The 18049-nt window shown below is 41.6% G+C and carries 15 protein-coding genes and 2 riboswitches; of the genes, 1 reads left to right on the top strand and 14 read right to left on the bottom strand.

Annotated elements, in window-relative coordinates:
- Positions 1-117 precede the first annotated feature (117 nt).
- A riboswitch (cyclic di-GMP riboswitch) is annotated at positions 118-203 on the bottom strand.
- A gap of 56 nt (positions 204-259) precedes the next feature.
- Positions 260-345, bottom strand: a riboswitch (cyclic di-GMP riboswitch).
- Positions 346-513: 168 nt separating this feature from the next.
- The 7 genes from Q5O24_08465 to Q5O24_08495 form a co-directional block, all read right to left on the bottom strand.
- Positions 514-1134, bottom strand: coding sequence for a YdcF family protein (locus Q5O24_08465; GenBank protein WKY46420.1), 621 nt, complete (start codon positions 1132-1134; stop codon positions 514-516).
- A 92-nt stretch (positions 1135-1226) separates the two neighbouring features.
- Positions 1227-3116: a diguanylate cyclase gene (locus tag Q5O24_08470; GenBank protein WKY46421.1), complete on the bottom strand. Its 1890-nt coding sequence runs from the start codon at positions 3114-3116 to the stop codon at positions 1227-1229.
- Positions 3117-3157: 41 nt separating this feature from the next.
- The gene (locus Q5O24_08475; protein WKY46422.1) at positions 3158-5038 is read right to left on the bottom strand and encodes a diguanylate cyclase; all 1881 of its coding nucleotides are present in this window, start codon (positions 5036-5038) and stop codon (positions 3158-3160) included.
- A gap of 174 nt (positions 5039-5212) precedes the next feature.
- Positions 5213-6574: a DUF4301 family protein gene (locus Q5O24_08480; GenBank protein WKY46423.1), complete on the bottom strand. Its 1362-nt coding sequence runs from the start codon at positions 6572-6574 to the stop codon at positions 5213-5215.
- A gap of 517 nt (positions 6575-7091) precedes the next feature.
- Positions 7092-7685 carry a hypothetical protein gene (locus Q5O24_08485; protein WKY46424.1) on the bottom strand — a complete coding sequence of 198 codons (594 nt, stop codon included), beginning with the start codon at positions 7683-7685 and terminating at the stop codon, positions 7092-7094.
- A 3-nt stretch (positions 7686-7688) separates the two neighbouring features.
- On the bottom strand, positions 7689-8222 hold the full coding sequence (locus Q5O24_08490; protein WKY46425.1) for a flavodoxin domain-containing protein: 534 nt from the start codon (positions 8220-8222) through the stop codon (positions 7689-7691).
- A gap of 267 nt (positions 8223-8489) precedes the next feature.
- Positions 8490-9806 carry an IS1380 family transposase gene (locus tag Q5O24_08495; protein ID WKY46426.1) on the bottom strand — a complete coding sequence of 439 codons (1317 nt, stop codon included), beginning with the start codon at positions 9804-9806 and terminating at the stop codon, positions 8490-8492.
- Positions 9807-10241: 435 nt separating this feature from the next.
- On the opposite strand from Q5O24_08495, the gene Q5O24_08500 reads away from it, so the two are divergent.
- Positions 10242-11312 (top strand): hypothetical protein, encoded by a 1071-nt coding sequence (locus Q5O24_08500; GenBank protein ID WKY46427.1) that lies wholly within the window; start codon positions 10242-10244, stop codon positions 11310-11312.
- Between the two features lie 135 nt (positions 11313-11447).
- Here Q5O24_08500 and Q5O24_08505 read toward each other — a convergent pair whose 3' ends face one another.
- The 7 genes from Q5O24_08505 to Q5O24_08535 form a co-directional block, all read right to left on the bottom strand.
- Complete coding sequence (locus Q5O24_08505; GenBank protein WKY46428.1) at positions 11448-11585, bottom strand: FeoB-associated Cys-rich membrane protein; 138 nt, start codon at positions 11583-11585, stop codon at positions 11448-11450.
- A 42-nt stretch (positions 11586-11627) separates the two neighbouring features.
- Entirely contained in the window at positions 11628-13619 is a 1992-nt protein-coding gene (locus tag Q5O24_08510; GenBank protein WKY46429.1) for a ferrous iron transporter B, read from the bottom strand.
- A 104-nt stretch (positions 13620-13723) separates the two neighbouring features.
- Complete coding sequence (locus Q5O24_08515) at positions 13724-13939, bottom strand: FeoA family protein (protein WKY49234.1); 216 nt, start codon at positions 13937-13939, stop codon at positions 13724-13726.
- Between the two features lie 258 nt (positions 13940-14197).
- A complete protein-coding gene (locus Q5O24_08520) occupies positions 14198-15295 on the bottom strand; it encodes an NAD(P)-dependent alcohol dehydrogenase (GenBank protein ID WKY46430.1) in 1098 nt (365 codons plus the stop codon).
- Positions 15296-15699: 404 nt separating this feature from the next.
- Positions 15700-16434 (bottom strand): amino acid ABC transporter ATP-binding protein, encoded by a 735-nt coding sequence (locus Q5O24_08525; GenBank protein WKY46431.1) that lies wholly within the window; start codon positions 16432-16434, stop codon positions 15700-15702.
- Positions 16406-17191: an amino acid ABC transporter permease gene (locus Q5O24_08530; protein WKY46432.1), complete on the bottom strand. Its 786-nt coding sequence runs from the start codon at positions 17189-17191 to the stop codon at positions 16406-16408. The genes Q5O24_08525 and Q5O24_08530 overlap by 29 nt, the downstream gene beginning before the upstream one ends.
- 8 nt (positions 17192-17199) lie before the next feature.
- On the bottom strand, positions 17200-18012 hold the full coding sequence (locus Q5O24_08535; GenBank protein WKY46433.1) for a transporter substrate-binding domain-containing protein: 813 nt from the start codon (positions 18010-18012) through the stop codon (positions 17200-17202).
- Between the last annotated feature and the right edge of the window lie 37 nt (positions 18013-18049).

Consider the following 18049-nt stretch of genomic DNA (forward strand, 5'->3'; position numbering starts at 1 on the left):
TTATGCTGTTTACTGTAACTTTGTCACCATATTTATTCTTTTTACTTTTTTTATATTTTACCAATATTTTCAAAATAAAAAGAGCAACGTTGCCGTTGCTCTTAAGTTCTTTAAAAACCTTGCAACTGGCTGTCTTATAATAAAATTATTTAGACCCTATAGCTTTGCGTCCTCACCTTTCGATGAGTTTGCCAAATATTTAATTTTGTGAAAATAAAAAGAGCAACGTCACCGTTGCTCTGAGTTTACTTTTAAACCTTTTTGCAACTGGCTGTCTTATAATAAAATTATTTAGACCCTATAGTTTTGCGTCCTCACTTTTCAGTGAGTTTGCCCTTAATATTCAGTTTTGCGTTAGCAAATATTTATTTGCCCTTATTCTACAACAATTTCATTTTCCTGTCAACAGTTTGTAGGCAAATTTATGTAATTTAATTGTTTTTTTTCCATGTGACAACCTTATTTTAATATATTTTATATATAAGGCATCGCCATCAACTTGTCAAGTGCTTTTTATGACTTATAAAATGCATATTTCATGTAATAATATACAGATTTTGTCGCCTCTGCAGACATCTGCTGACGGATCTCTTTTTCTTCAAAAACCAGGTCCGGTTCATAGATCGAATCCGGAGAAAAAGTCCCCATCACATTGACCTCCGGGAAAATCTTTTTAAACATAAACCGTGCCCGTCTGGACTGAACTGGAGACGAAACAAGAATCATCGACTCAATCGCTTTATCAGTCACATAAGCCTCTAGGTTATAGGCATTTTCAAAGGTGGTCGTAGCTGTTTGTTCAAAAATATACTGGTCTTCAGTAAAACCATTTTCAGCAAGCAGCTGCCTGGCATATTTATCATTACCCACCCCAGAAAAAACAATCCTTGGTGCATAACCAGCCTTTAATAGTTCTACCCCGTATTCCAGCCGCAGAGTATTCTCTGCCCCGCCGATCACCACAATCACATCGGCATTCTGAATGGGATCTTCCTTGACTAAAAAATGGGCCAGCTGGTCAACCACCTCATCAGGGTGAAAAAAGATATAGGCTGCCAGCCCAATCAAACTGAAAAACAGAATCAGCTGGAGAACATTGGCGACAATCAAAATATTTTTCAAGATTTTTTTCATCTCTTCCTTCCAATAACTCTATTTCAGAATTTTATCTAAATAAAAATTCATAGATATAACAAAGCAGACATTTTATAGTCCCCCGGAAAACATTACTGACCGCTAAAAACCTGGACCTGGTTTCGGCCATTATTTTTGGCCCGATAAAGGGCGGTATCAGCCTGCTCAACCAATTTTTCCGGTCCGACTTTAACAGTTGGAATTATCGAAGAAACGCCAATACTGACCGTGACACAATCTTTCACAAGGGACTCACTGTGGGGGATACCGCTTTCCTCAATTTTTTGCCGCAACATCTGTGAGGTTTTAAGTGCCTCGATTTCATTTGCTTCCGGCAAAAGAATCACAAATTCCTCACCGCCAAATCTGACTGCCATATCGGTTGCCCGGGACAAAGATGCTTTTAGGATACTGGCAATTTGGGCAAGACAGTCGTCGCCGGCCAGATGACCATATGTGTCATTGAAAAATTTAAAATAATCGATGTCAATAAAAATCAGGGAAATGGGATGACTGTAGCGCAAACAGCGTTTCCACTCCATATCGATCACCTCATCGTATTTACGGCGGTTCCATAGTCCCGTCAGGGGATCCCGAAGGGATAGTTTTTGCAGCTCTTCGTTGGCTTTTTGAAGCTCCAGTTTCTGTTGTTCAACCTTCTGATTTGACTCCGATAAGGCTTGTGTTCTCTGGGTTACGATTTCATCCAGGTGAGCATTCATCTGGGTTTTAAACTCCAGCGAATCCGAAAATGTTTTCGCCATATGAAATGAATAAGCAATCACAAAAATTAATTGACCTGTCGAACTGTAGTCATCATTTCTAAAAATCATCTGCAACAGAGGTGGACATTGATTATTGATAAAAAAGCTTTGCGAAATAATATCGATGAAGATGGTAAGAATCAGGATTAGGCCACCCAGGCTGATCAGAAAAGTCCCCTTAACCCGGTGTCGCCAGATATTGACAAATCGGGTCAGCATGTAGCCGATCAGAAAAAGGCACCATATCTGATAGCTTGTATTGAAGGCATGGAAGAAGCCAAGTGGTATAAACATTACAATTAATGCATAAATAAGACCTACATACAAAGAGAGATCAACCATTTTAGCATGAAAATAGTCAGGTAAAATCGCTCCAAAGAACAGGATAATCATGGGTGGACTCAAATAGAAAAGCATGGTTTGGATCTTCCTGAAGTAGGTAAAATCACCGTTTTGAAAAAGCGTGTAATAATATCCCTCGCCAGCCATTAAAGTACGGGCTGCAACCAGCATACAGAATAATCCAAAGTAAAGCGATGAATAATCCTTTTTCCGGAAAAAAAACAGGGCCAGATGATAAAAGCCCATAATAACCAGGGCACCAAAAATTGCCAGCGAAGTATTTAATTTGCTTTCCCGCAAGGCCTGAATACCTGCTGCGCTCCCCATTTCAATTTCGCTCAACATACCACCGTTTGGCATATAGTAATTGGAAACCAGCAAAATAATTTCATTTTCACCTTCCCGCGCATTAAAAAAGGCAATTTGCGGCAGATACTGGGCAACCATATCCTCCTCGTCCCGACCAATTAAGCCAGCGGAGGCAATGAGTTTCCCGTTTATATACATCTCGTAAGCGGTTTGCACTTTCGGTATCTTTATTCCCAGGATGTCGGTTTTATCTGATGTAAAGGTCAGGCGATAAGTTGCATACCCCTGGCCCGGCAACTTTTCACCGTCAATGGCATATCTGTTCCAGGTGGAAGGTACATCAACAATAGCACTTAATTCACCCTGGTCGATCATAAATGGATACAAGAGCTGGTTCCAGTAGAATTCCCATTCACCGGAAAGACTGACGAGTTGCTGATTAAGATCAACTTCAGTTAAATCCAAACGGCCCTGACTTGCACTGGTTGGGGTGATTCTATTTACACAGCCGGTTAAAAGGGGAGTCAGCAAAAGCAGAACAAGTAAAGTTTTTTTGTTATTTTTCATTAACTACCCCTTTCTGGACACTAATAATTTTTCGTTTGAAATCAATAGACCTGCACCTGATTTCGGCCATTGTTTTTAGCCCGATAAAGGGCTTCATCCGCTTCCATCACCAGTATTTCCGGTGTTGTTTTTATGGATGGTACCATAGCCGATACCCCAACACTGACGGTTACGCAGTCTTTAACCTGGGAATCGCAATGGGGAATTCCCTGATTTTCGATTTTTTCAAGCAGCATATGCGCGGTCTTCATGGCTTCAGACTGGTCAGTTTCCGGCTGCAATATCACAAATTCTTCACCACCATAACGCACAGCCATATCAGTTGCGCGGGACAAGGAAGAATTGAGGATATCGGCAATAATGATCAGGCATTTATCGCCAGCCAGATGTCCATAGGTATCATTAAAATTCTTGAAGTAATCAATATCAATAAAAATCACTGCAATTGAATGTTTGTAGCGCAAGCAGCGCTTCCATTCAATAGCTAAGACTTCGTCATATTTCCGGCGATTCCACAAACCGGTTAGGGGATCGTGATAAGAGATTTTTTTCAGCTCGGCATTAGCTTTTTCAAGGGCGGTTTTCTGTTGCTCAATCTGTTGGTTGGAAACCGTTAGGGCATCCGTTTTTAAAGCCACTATATCATCCAGCTCCAGATTAGTTGCAGTTGTAAATGCCAGGCTATCGGCGTACTTTTTAGCCAGATGCAAGGAATAGACCATTACAAAAATCAGTTGCCCGGTCGATAAATAGTTATTATTTTTAAAAAGCATCTGCAGATAAAGCGGCCACTGATCATTGACAATTCCAGTCTGAGGTATGATATCCATTAAAACGGCGATTAATAGAGGAATGCCCCCCAAAACAATCACTAGACTTTCTTTTTCATGCCGTAGAATAATCCTGACAAACTGTACCACCATATATAAAATCAGAAAAAGGCACCAGGGCAGATAAATCATGCTGAAAACAGAAAACACAGAGGCCGGCATCAGTATTACGGCAAAGACATAAAAAAGACTTACGAAAAGTGATAAATCGGCTATTTTTTTGTGGAAGAAATCCGGCAGAATTGCCTTGAAAAACAGCACGAGCATTGGCGGCATCAAGTAAAATAGAATCGATTGAATCTTCCGCATTAAAGTAAAATCAGCATTCTGAAACAGGGTGTAATAATAGGAATCGCCTATCATCATCGTTCTCAGGGCGACCAGGATACAAAACAGGCCAAAGAATAAAGAAGCATGATCCTTTTTTCTAAAAAGAAACATCGCCAGATGATAAATTCCAATAATAGACAGGGCTCCAAATAGAAACAGCGAGTAATTAAGGCTTCTTTCCCGCATCAGCTGGATGTTCGCCGCACTGCCCAATTCGATATCGCCCACCAGTCCGCCGCTGGCCATATAGTAATTTGAAACCAGCATCACCAGTTCATTTTCACCTTCCCGGGCATTAAAATAGGCAATCTGTGAAAGATACTGGGCCGTCATCGCGTCTTTACTTGTTCCTACAACCCCTGCTGAAGCCACCAGCTTATTGTTAATATAAAGCTCATAAGCAGTTTTAATCTTTGGTAGTTTAATTCCATAAATACCATTCTGTGAAGAATTAAATGTTAAACGGTAAGTTCCATATCCCTGACCTGGAATCGTCTGACCATCGATCTCAAACTGAGTCCATGAAGATGGAAGCTTAATATAGCCATTTAGTTCTCCCTCATTAATGCTTTCCGGAAGAAGCAACTGATTCCAGTAGAATTCCCATTCCCCAGAAAGTGTTATGATCTCATTTTCCAGATCCAGACCACTTAAGTCCACATGCCCGTCATCGGCTTTACTTTGTGTAACTTGCTTCACGCATCCGCTTAGAAGAGGCATCAACAGAACTAAGACGATAATTATCTTTTTTATCTTATTCATTAAATCCCCCTTTTACAGTAAATGTAAATCATTTTTATCGTAACAATATAAATACATACAGATACTGTCATTATATCAAATAACTTTTTTGACTACAACGTGTGACAAAAAGTGTGACAGCAATAATTAAAGGGGACGACTCTTTGTTTAAACAAAAAATCGTCCCCAAATATTTTAGCCCTTGATTGGCTTATGCCCCTCACGCAATAAATCATTAACCGTTTTGACTGGATTAAAGGTAGACAGCGGAACCTCTACAAATAAGGTATTCCAGTTATCCATGGCACCGTTCCACAAACCCGGATGTTCCAGGGCTTTAAGCTTTCGACCCCTGTAGGTCTTCTCACTGATAAAGTAGCGGTCAGGATTAGTGAAATCCAGTAAATTAAACTTTTGCCCTTGATAATCTTTTATAAAACAAACCAGATCTACCGGATTGAAAAACTGCGACTGACTGACCAGGTCTTTTTTCTCTTTATCGTTTAAATCAATTTCTGACATTTCACAAATCTGCAGATCCAGATAATCGCCGTTGTCCACCACAAAAGGTCCGCCCCCTGGCTCGCCCTGATTTTTCACCACTCCGCAAACCCGCAGTGGCCGGTTTAAAAAGCCAAGCGCTGTATCTTTGGTGACTGCTTTCTTGCTTTTGATATGTAGGGTGTTTTCAATAAAGTCTGATACCAGTTCTAAATCAGCCGAGTCAGAATTCAGCTGTTCAATATATCCATCTATCTGCTGCTTAACCTGATAACCAATGGAGGCCAGCTTTTTCTTGGAATCGATGGTTGTCTTAACACGGTCCCGATGACAGACGTTATCAATATTCTTAATGAAGATTATATCTCCGTCCAAGTCATTAAGGTTTTCAATTAAGGCACCGTGGCCGCCGGCCCGGTATAGGATTTCCCCATTTTCGTCGAGAAAAGGCTGATTATCCATATCAACGGCCAGGGTATCTGTAGATTTTTTCTGAAAGGAATGGGTAATCTCGAACTTGTCCTTCCCTGCTAAAGCTTTTTCAACATACTGGTCGAATAATAATTCATGTTCCGCCGAAATGGTAAAATGCAGTCTGGCCCTGTCTTTGCCAGCGTACTGCTCACATTCGTAGATATGTTCATCAATCGGGGTGACCGACCTGTCCCCGTAAGTATGGACCTTTAAGAGGGCTTTGGGTAAATTGCCGTAATTGAGACCATCAGTCAGGAGCAGTCTAATTAGCTGGCTTTTACCTTCTGCGGTGTCCCATTCTTGTCCGTTTAGAACTTTTTTCAGGTCATCAAAAAAGGCAAGTTCTTCTATATTATCAAAAAACTTTTTTATAAATTCGGTCTCCTGCTGATCCTCCAGGTATTGGTATAAGTCTTTAAACATTCGGGTAGCCGCTCCGCTGGCGGGAATAAACTTGATACATTCCTGACTAAGATAATCATCACTGATCTGATTAGCAGTTGTCAGTTCTTTAGTGGATACCGCTGCCCAAATATTTACATATTGAGTGCCTTTAATAAACTTCTCAATCATCGTTTCCATTAAATCCTCCCTCTGGTGATCCGAAAATAAATAAACTTTTTATATTGATGTATATAGGTACTATTATAGCATTAGTGGTAGGGGTTTATTTAATAATATTGAAAGAATATTTAAAACACAATTATTTGATATGCCAATCTAGGACTTATACCAACAAAAATTAATAAAATAAAACCTTTATATATAGAGAGAGTACGAAAGCTTCTAACTTTAATCACAATAAAAGAACTTTATCTTCTTTTGGAATGCTTATAGTCACCAAGAAGAAAATGTTTGCCACACTAACTGTCACATCTTATTGATAAATATAAATACAGTTTATATTTGTCAAAATTATTGGGGAAAATAATCCAAGAAACAATCGAAATAAGGGATGGAAAAAAGACCGTGATTAAAGGGTAATTGTCTGGAAGCTATCAGAATCCTGATCAAACCCAAAGGTCACGGGGCTCATGGTTCAACATCCACTCCTTTTGTAGAAAAATAAGCGTTTAAATCAAAGATAACCTCAGACCTCTTAAAATTCTTCAAAACCCTTTGAAGAATAGCGCATCAATATATTCCCTGCTGCCAAGCGCTCTTTGGAGGAATAATCGACATAATACTTAATGATGGGAATCTTAATCAGTTCCAGCCAGCCAGTATAAACACCATCGATAAAGGCCTGGCGCCACTTAGACGTTTTTTCAATCAGAACACAGTCGTGAATCTGGTCTTTTTCAATCACCAGCGAAAAGTCCCCATTTTCCAGATGGGGTTCAAAGGGGTAGGTCCGGCATTGGATGGGTCGATAATCGCGCAGGCAGCCTTTTGGCAAATGACAATATATATAGTAGGCTTTCTTTATTTTTGGGGGGAGTTCGTAATTTCGATGACTATGTACTTCATAATCGTTGGCGACCTCCCTTTGCATATATTCGTATTCCAGCGGTAACAGATACATACCTAGCCGATTGCCATTGGCGTCAATCCGGCGACAGCAATGGTAGCCGCATAATTCGCCGCAGTTACCATCAATCATCGCTTCATCCATTAGCTGATAGGCTTTTTGAAAAATCGCCTGATATTCAATTTGCATTGTTTGTTTAACTGCCATTGCTGCTCCGTTCATTTATTACGCTTTTAAAAAGGCTTCAATCTCCGCTAAATTCCGACTGTCAACGTCATTGTGTTTCGACTGAAAAAACTCAAGAAATTCCCTGTCCTCTGCTGATAAGGACTCCGGCTCGGCGTCCTGTTTTTTCTTAAGCGACTTGGCCACTTTTTCCAGCATGATGCGCAATGGGAATTTAAGTTTTTCCGGATCAAAACCACCTTGTAAATAGAATAACGGACATCCTAATTCGCTAATCGAACTATTCTTCTCCATCAGTTTTCGGGTATTTTCTTCCGATGCGCCATTGGCTCCAACGGCAAAGACTGCAAGCCTTTGATTGCTCCCCCCGGGAATCAGCTTGATGAACTTACTGAGGCCGACAATTGCTGACGCCCTTACCCAACCGCCAAAGACCAGCTGGTCGTATTTAGTCAACTCAACCTTTGAGACTTGATTAAAGGCTATAGCCTGACAATCCATATGATTTGCAAGCGCCTGGGCATATTCTTTGGTATGGCCGCTATCAGATTTGTAAATAACAAGTGTTTTCATCATTACTCCTTTATCGCAAAAACGAATCCTTTCTGCTCTGAACAACTCTCTTAACATAATAAAATGGCAAAATTATCGGTCCAGTGGTGACTTTTATTTTACTTATCCTGAATTATTCATCCAGCAATGAGCAATCTTAAAATCGAGAAACAACATCTTTTTCAAGGATTAAATACACAGACGGTTGAATTTCAACCCAAAAAGGGTAGACGAATCCCGTAGATGTTATTTTCAAGATTTTAAGTTGCCAAAGATCATCAGTTACTGTTATTCCAGCTGCGGAAGTTGTCTGATATTTTCTAAAGTTTTATAAAATTCATCTTTGTAGGGACAACTGCTACATAGCTTGAAATAAATATAGCTTGCTGCTTTTACGATTTTCGAAGCAATTTTTAGCAGCTTTAAACGAATGGTATCGATCTGCATCTTTTTCATGCTCTTCGGCAGAACCAATCGTCTGAAACAATTAAACAGATTATAAGCCAACACATGCAGTTGCAGTCGGTTGGCATTGACTACTTTGGATTTACTTCCGGTAGAAGCGAAGCCAAATCCGGACTTGCTTTCTTTGATGAAATTCTCCATAGTGCCTCGGTTACGATAGTATCTTAGGATTTCTTCAGGTTTCAAGTCCATATTGGTTACAATGAAGGAATGCTGAATGGTGAACTGATTGCAAGGTTTCTCCACTTTAACAACTACCCTGCGCGGGTACTCCCACTTGCCTGCTTTGTAATAAAACTCATCATAGCGGACAATATACTGGGACATATCTTCTTTCATCGCTTCAAATATTTCATGATCAAGATGTTTCGCTTTGTCATTTAAAACACTGTTCGCTTTTAAACGGATCGCATAAGACACACCATTGGTTTCGCATTGCTTGTACAAATCAGGCGTTGCAAACCCGCTGTCACCACGTAAATACAGCTCTATGTCGGGATACTCCGTGAAATATTCATCAAGTAGAGGTTGCATAAAATCAACAACCCCAGTGGAACTGTAGTCCGTTCCATCACGGAGATCTGCTTTCAGCAGATCACCGGTTAATCCGTCGTAACAAAGTAATGGATGATAACCATGTACCCTGTAATGATAGTTGAAACCTTCACCTTCCTGTTTTCCATAGGTATTCAATAGGGTGGAGTCCAAATCCAGCAATACCTGTTTTGGACGTTTTATTTTATAAGCAGATGTCCGCATTGCTTTAATGATGGCATCAAATTTTGGCAGCGTTTTATCATCCATCCGGTTCCAGAATCTTGACAGAGTCGGTTGAGAAGCCAGTGCTTTTTTACCCAGAATGTTTGTAAAGACAGGTTCATTTGTCAATTCATCAGCATCGTCATCTTCAAAGTAACCAGCAATGATCTGATATACCATTTGGCACAGGTTTTGATCATCCTTATGCTGACGACTGGTCTTCTCATCAGTTTTGAAGTTGCTGACATGTTTATGGAAACTGAATTTATGAGCAAATTCTTTGATCAGAATCAGTCCGGAATCAGAGGATAAATCACCGCCATCGAAATTTATTTTGATTTTTTTATTGCTTTCTAACTGAAGTGCATCTAAACTAGACATATGAAGAGTTTCTCCTTTGTTTGGTTTTGGTTTGGTCACTTAAATTTTAACAAAGTTGGAGCTCTTTTTCTATTGTCTTAGCTTCACTTATTTAGTGAAAAGCAAAAATAATCAAAAACACTGTATCTATGCGGCACAATGTGCCGTTAATTGTATCTGGATGAATAATTCAGGCTTATTTAAGTTTATTATAGCACTTTTACCCTTGTTGATTTAATATTTTAGAAACTCAACTGCTTTTAAATTACAATCAGACGAGAAAAAATAAAGCTGAAATGGTTACCATATCTTATCATTTTCATCAAAATATTAATTATATTTAAAAAATGAAATATTACAGCTTTAAAAATGAATTATACAAAATAAATCTACATAAACGCTTGTATAAAATTGTTTAATTTGATAAAATTGTCGCAATTATACAAGGAGGCCCTAATGAATCTAAAGCGCCTGTTAAACTATCAAATACAAAAAAGCTACGGGGAAATATTAATCCTCACAAAAGTCAAATTAATGAACTTTTACATGCGTAATTTCAGTTCGGTAATATTTCCTGCCTGGATTTTTTTAATCTGCCTGACCATTTTTTCGTTTATCATCGATAGCGTCTTTACACTTTATTTTGAGATCTCCCAGTCTGTCCTTAATGCCGTTACTTACATGGGTGGATTTTCACTGTTATTTCTTATTTATAGTGGCATATCCCATTTATTTATAACAAAAATCCTTACATCTGATTACCAGTGGAAATTTTATGAGGAATTATCCGAGAAAATTATCAATCCAGGGGATGCGAAGGAAATCGATAATTATTATGCCTTTGTCACCCACTGTGCAAATACCCTTAAACGCGAGGACACTTTATTGTGGGTAACCGTCATTTGCTTATATTTTCAGGAGAACAATCTGACTTTAAACAGAAATTTATTTATCGATCTGCTCGAAAAAATTATGACTGATCCCTACATCAAGAGTCAGTATATTAATTTTTTTGATCAGAAAAAGAATCAGGAAAACTTTAAAATCGATCGTCAAACGCGAAGGAAATTGAATAGTTTAAAATTATCCTTATCACGACATATAAATCTGATCAGCTGGCCGCATTTTTACGGATGGTACCCCCATGAAAATTTATCGCTGACATTCAGAATTTTTTCTACCAATACAAAAGAAAAAAAATCATTAGACCGATTAAAATATAGCTATCTAACCCATTCAATTTATCTTTTACCAAAAATGAGAGTCAATAACAAACTGATCCACCAGAGTTACTATAATCATTCTGAATACGAAAAGAAACTGGTGGAATTAGGCACTTTTCAGTCCTCACAACTATATAATAAGGCAGTTCAGATCGCCTGCCAGATCATTAAAGAACAAACAGACGGGATTGAAAAAATACAGCGATATATATATCCAATAGTGTGTAATCCGGATGACACTTCATTGATCAAGCTGGCTGATTATGCCTACTTTGATTTTCCTCAGTATATTAAACCGCTCTAAATCAACATAAATACAAATCCCCCAAACAGATTGCATGCCAACCTGTTTGGGGGATTTTCGTTTTACACAGGACCATCGTCCCTGATTCAATTAGGAGTCACTCGAAATTCCCGTTTAAGCAGTTGAGAAAATTAACTACTTACAGGAGCAATTACTGCCACTGCTATGCGGGCAACCCACGCACTTGGCGCCTTTTTTCTTCTCGCTTCGGTACTTCCAAATAGAGGCAGAAGTAACGCCGATGATGATTAAGCCGACGATCAGATTCGCCATCTCACCACCCCTTTCTTTAAACTTTCTCTGACAAATCAGACATTATTTTGCAGCCAACAAGCGGTGTTCAGCTTTTTGATTGCCTTTTTTAACCAGGTAACCAACAGCCACTGCAATCGCTGCTACAATCAGCAGTCCTGGTAAGAAACCTTCTGCCAGTCTGCCCTGGGTAATCAGGGTACCGACCTGGTTAACCAGGAAGGCCACCGTATAGCCCACACCAAACTGCAGGCCAATCCCACCCCAGAGCCACTTGGCGTTTTCCATTTCGGAGTTCATTGCGCCAATGGCAGCAAAACACGGCGGTGTAAACAGGTTAAACATCAGGTAAGCAAGGGCGGTTACTGAAGTCAGGCCCATAATCTCGGCAACACTGGAAGCACCGGAAACCAACGCCAGTTCCTCGGTATCAATGAAGTTGGAAATCCCATAAACAACAGCCAGGGTACCAACGATGTTTTCCTTGGCAATAAAACCGGTAATGGCCGCTGCTGCCAGCTGCCAGACACCAAATCCCAACGGAATAAAGAGAAGGGCAAAAGGTGATGCAATCCCGGCCAGAATACTGGTGGATTCTGCCCCTTCTTCAATCAGCTGCAGCGACCAGTTGAAGGACTGCATAATCTGGACTGCCATGTTACACAGCACAATAATGGTTCCGGCTTTGATGATAAAGCCCTTGGCCCGTGATAACATAGAAATCGTTGCCCGCTTGATGCTGGGCAGACGGTATTCCGGAAGTTCCATAATGAAGAAAGACTTGGCATCTTTTTCTCCAGAGATTCGCTGAACCAGCAAAGCACTTAAAACAATAATCGCAATAGCTGCAAAGTACATCAGGGTCCCAACCCAACCGGCATCATTAAAGAAGACGCCAGCAAACAATGCAATTACAGGAAGTTTGGCACCACAGGGCATAAAGGGCGTCAGCATGGCGGTCGTTCGTCTTTGCCGTTCATTCTTGATGGTTCTGGTGGCCATAACCCCAGGAATTGCACAGCCTGTTCCAATAATCATCGGAATAATCGATTTACCGGAAAGCCCCACTTTCAGGAAAAAACGATCCATCACCACTGCGACACGGGCCATATATCCGCTGTCCTCCAGCAGAGCCAGGAGAAAGAAAAGGACCATAATCAGCGGCAGGAAGCCAACGATGGCAATAAAGCCGCCAATGATTCCATCCACTAAAAGGGCACTCAGAAACGGCGATACCCCGTCCATTGAAGCCGCAACAGCCCCCTGGAAGCCTTCCAGCCAGCCAACCAGCAGATCAGCAAAGAAGGGACCGACATAGGTTTGGGAAATCGCAAAAACTCCCCACATGACCAGGGCAAAAATTGGAATACCCAGCCACTTATGGGCCAAAATACGATCAGCCGCGTCCTGCCTGGTTTGGGCGTTGGAGGCAATTTCTCTTTTTTCAACTTTGGCAACCAGCCCCTTTACAAAGTCATAACGCTTAACATCCGCTGCTTCAACTGCCGTTTTGGAGGTCAACTCCTGGCTGCCACCATCAAAGGGAGCTGTCTGGCCTTTGCCGACTGCATTGTTAACCCCATTAATCAGTTCTTCCAGACCTTGACCGGAGGTGGAGACAGTTTCGACGACCTGGCAGCCGAGAGCCGTTGAAAGCTTTCCAACATCGATCAGATTCTTTTTCCGGCGGCTCAGGTCTGTCTTATTAAGGGCAACCACAACAGGAATCCCCAGCTCCAGCAATTGAGTCGTGAAAAACAAACTTCGGCTCAGATTAGTGGCATCAACGATGTTGATGATAACATCGGGATTTTCACCTTTGACAAAGGCACTGGTGATACTTTCCTCTGACGTGTAAGGTGACATGGAATAGGCGCCCGGCAGGTCAACCGCCGTGATAGGCTCGCCGGTCTTGTTGTAGACCGGCTTAATTGCCCCTTCTTTTTTATCAACTGTAACCCCGGCCCAGTTTCCCACCTTTTCAATCTTTCCGGTAATGGCATTAAACAGTGTCGTTTTGCCACTGTTCGGATTTCCCGTTAACGCTACTTTCATAACTTCCTCCGCTCTCCTCAAATTTTATCGTTACTTTGTAAGCCTTGTTTAACTCTGTTCTTAAAAAAATTCGCCTGAGAAAAGGCTCAAGCAAATTGATAAACCTAAATAATAATCACTTTGGCCAGCTCTGTATTGATGCTGTACCTGGCATCCTTAACCGAGATGACAATGTTTCCAGCCAGCCTTGATATGATGGTAACCTCCTCATCCTGGTAGCAGCCCAGGCTAAAAAGAAATTCTATCATCTCCTGATCCTCAGTTCTGATCTCTTTAATCCGATAAGGCACATTGGCCTCCCCCTCGGAAAGATTGGAAATAACTTTCACTTCACAGGCCCGATCTCGTTTGAAAGAAAAGAATTGCAGGAATTCATTTACTGTTGGAACCATCGCATACCTCCTAATTTACTGCTTTAAAAGATTACTTTCACACCCAAAGAATTAGTGTAAGCTAACTATAACACGATTGTCTTAGACTTGTCAAACATTTTTTAAACTTAAAACCCTTTTTTTCTACCTGCATATTTTTCTCACGAAAAAAACCCCTGCACCAGCAAGGGCCTCGTGTTTCAGACTTTAAAATTTTATGATTGGCTTAATGGTCACACCGCTGTGAGAATCGGCAAAGGCGGTTTCGAGTTCCACCAGTTTATAAAACTTAATCAGTTTATCAACCGGCAGCTTGCCTTCTTTATAGAATTCCACCAGTTTGGGAATCAGCACCTGTGGGTTTGAACCACCCTCGGTCAGTCCCATCAGGGTAACAGAAGGATTCATCAATCCCATTTCGATGGGCAGATCAATGGTTTCCGGTCCGGTAACACTGACTACGCAGGCTTTTCCCAGCCGCGCCAGGCATTCAAGAGCTGTCAGGGTAACAGAAGAAATGCCCGATGATTCAACACTGTAGTTGGCACCGCCATTGGTGATTTTTTTGATTTCCTCGACAACGTTTACACTTTTGGAATTTAAAGTATGGGTCGCACCAAATTCTTTGGAAAGCTCCAGGCGTTCATCATTTACATCAACGGCAATAATGGTCGAGCATCCCACAATCGCGGCCCCCATGATGGCGCTCATACCTACCCCGCCGCAGCCAAAGACGACTAATGAAGAACCGGCTTCCGGTTTTAATCCGTATAGAACGGCCCCTACACCAGTCTGGACACCGCAACCCAAAGAACAGAGTTTTGCCAGCTCATCATCAGAATCGATATCAACTTTTACGGCATTGCGGGCATCAACAACAACATATTGGGAAAATGCTCCCTGTCCAAAGAAGGAGGAGATTTCCTGACCATTCTGCGAGAAACGTTTGGTGCCATCTTTAAAAGTCCCGGAAAAGAAAAGCTCATTTAAATGATCACAGGCATAGGGATGGCCCGATATGCAGTAAGAACAGGTTCCGCAGGACGGATAAGATAAAATAACGCGATCGCCGGGTTTTAGCGTCTCCACCCCTTCGCCAACTTTTTCTACAATGCCAACGCCTTCGTGTCCAAGAATGATGGGCAGCGAAACCGGTATAAACTGCTGCAAACCTGCTGCATCGGTATGGCAGACGCCACAGGCGATATTTCTCACCAGTACCTCGGAAACCTTTGGGTTGGCCAGCTCTACTTCTTCAAGTGACAATTGTCCCTTTTCGTGGGTAACAGCCGCAATCGTTTTCATCAAGAATCACCTCGTCTAATATTTTTGAAACTAAATGCAGTCTGACAAATTAACTAATTTTGTTCAGAGCTAACAAGACCATCCCATAATCAATCGGTTAAATCATGTCTACAAACCATTAAGTGTGCCTAATTAAACCCCTGATTCTGGGATGATGCAGTATTTATTACTCTGAATATTTTAGTATCTCGCCTTATTTTAACGTTATGACTATTATAGCATCATTTTTTCGTAACACAACAACATATTATGATAAGATTTAGTTCCACTTAAAATTCATGCCAGGTAGCCTGGCAATGAGAGTGAGGCAATATGTTTGTATGTAGGTATCAGGCGCCTGGTGCTTCATTGATTGGCGATTTAACTGCATTTCAAACAATTTCCTTTCATTGGTGTCAGAGACTTTAAACCTTCCATTCAAGGATTTTATTTAAAAACTGCCGCAGCTCCCTACTTTGCGGCGACTTAAAGATCTGAGCGCTGTCTCCGCTTTCAATGATTTTGTTGTTACTCAAAAAAACCACCTTTTGACAGGCGTTCTTGGCAAAACCCATTTCATGCGTGACAATAATGGTTTTTATCCCATCATTTTGAAGCTCCCCCAACATATGGAGCACTTCGGCGGTATATTCGGGGTCCAGCGCTGAGGTTGGTTCATCCAGCAATAACAGCCGGGGCTTTACTGCCACCGCTCTGGCAATGGCAATGCGCTGTTGCTGACCACCGGAAAGCTGAAAGGGATACTTGTCTTTTTCATCGATCAGGCCAAAACGCTCAAAAAGCCGATTGCTGATATCAAGGGCCTGGCTTTTTCCCATGCCAAAGGTATGTCGCAATGGCAAAAGCATATTCTCCATGGCGGTGAGATGCTCAAAAAGCCCTTTCGACTGAAAAACAAAGCCGGTATTCCGATGATAGGTCTGGAGATATTTTTTACTGAAGATGACGGTCTCACCATCAATTTTCAAACTGCCGGAATCAGGGGCCAACAGTCCACCGATAATCCTGAGTAAGGTCGACTTGCCACCGCCTGACGGACCAATCACTGCGATGGAATTAATTTCAAAACAACCGCAGACATCATCTAAGACCAGCTCATCCTGAAAGGTTTTACAAATATTGATTAACTCGATATTCATGGTTAAACCGCCTTTCCAAAAAGCCTGATAGCATCGAAACACTAAAGGTCAGAATAAAGTATAAGACGCCCACAAAAAGATAATTTTCAAACATTCTAAAATTATCCGCCGAAATTTCCTGGACAGTCTGGGTCAGTTCAATCACCGCAATCACCGACAGCAGTGAAGAATCTTTGATAATCGAGGCAAACTGCCCTGCCAGAGCCGGCAGAATCCGTGCTAATAAAATTGGCAGGGTCACCAGCTGCAGAGTTTTAATTGGCGTCAGTCCGATCGATCTGGCCACCTCGTATTGCTGGCGGTCAATACTGGCCAACCCCCCGCGGATGATTTCCGAAATATAGGCACCTTCGAAAATAGATAAAATCAGGACCCCAGCCACATAGCGATTATCTACCCCCCAGGCTGTTCCAATTATATAATAGAAGAAATAAATCTGAACCAGCAGCGGTGTTCCCCGGATAATCTGAACATAGGCCCGGCAAAAATAACTGATGACCAAAAACCTGGCATTTTGACCAAGGGCCGTCAGCGCACCAATGACAAGGCTGACCAGTAAACTGGCCAGCGATATCATCACCGTCATCATAAAGCCGTCCCAGAAACGCTGCCGGTATTGGTAAAGGGTTGTAAAATCCAGTTTGAGCCCAATGGAAGTCACCGAAAACCAGAGCAGGCCAATTAAAATAACGGCCACAAAAATAGCACTGATCACCTTATTGGCCCGCGATGGTCCTTTACTGCGTGTCTCTTTCATCGATCCGCTTAGTCAAAAAACCAGGGGAAGCCAAGCGCATCAAAGGTTTCTTTTTCTTCCTTCAGGTATTTTTCGGTCAATTCGTTAAAGCCCCCCTGGTCTTTGAAGCTTTCAATAAAAGCGTCAATCTCGGTTAATAGCTCTTCATTCCCCTCATTCACGGCCATACCCCAGCTTTCACTGTCCTGAAAAGGAATCAGAAGCGCTTTGGTGGTATCTAAATTGGCCTGGTTTTGTCGGTAAATGGTTAGCTGATCATAAATAAAGGCATCTGACTTACCCTGGATTACCTCAGTGACGCAGGCATTTTCAGAGGAAAGAGCATTAATCGTGGCATTGGTTAAATTATTGCTGGCATAGATATTTCCGGTGGTGCCTTTTTTAACAGCCACAACCTTACCCGCCTGATTCAGATCCTCCACCTGATTGACATCGGCATTGCTATTAACCAGCAATCCCAGATAGGAATGGGCGTAGGGTACCGAAAAATCCACAACTTCTTCACGTTCATCGGTGATTGTCATCGAGGAAATCACCACATCCACCTTGCCGGTCTGAAGTGATGGAATCAGCCCATCCCAGTTGATATTTTCAATCTCTACCGGCCGACCCAGATACTCACCCAGTGCATAGGCCAAATCAACACTGACACCGCTGGGATTGCCGGCATCATCCTTGGTTTCAAACGGTGGATAAGCCAGTTCCATTCCTACAATCAGCGGTTCATCCTGGCTGGCAGTCTCCTCCTGATTACTGCTGCATCCCATCAGCAGCAATCCAGCCATGGACACTACCATTAACATTAACACTAATTTCTTCATCAATTCACTCCTTGTCATAACACTTAATAAAGCACAT

This window comes from Eubacteriaceae bacterium ES3, assembly GCA_030586155.1.
Classification (GTDB): domain Bacteria; phylum Bacillota; class Clostridia; order Eubacteriales; family Eubacteriaceae; genus Acetobacterium.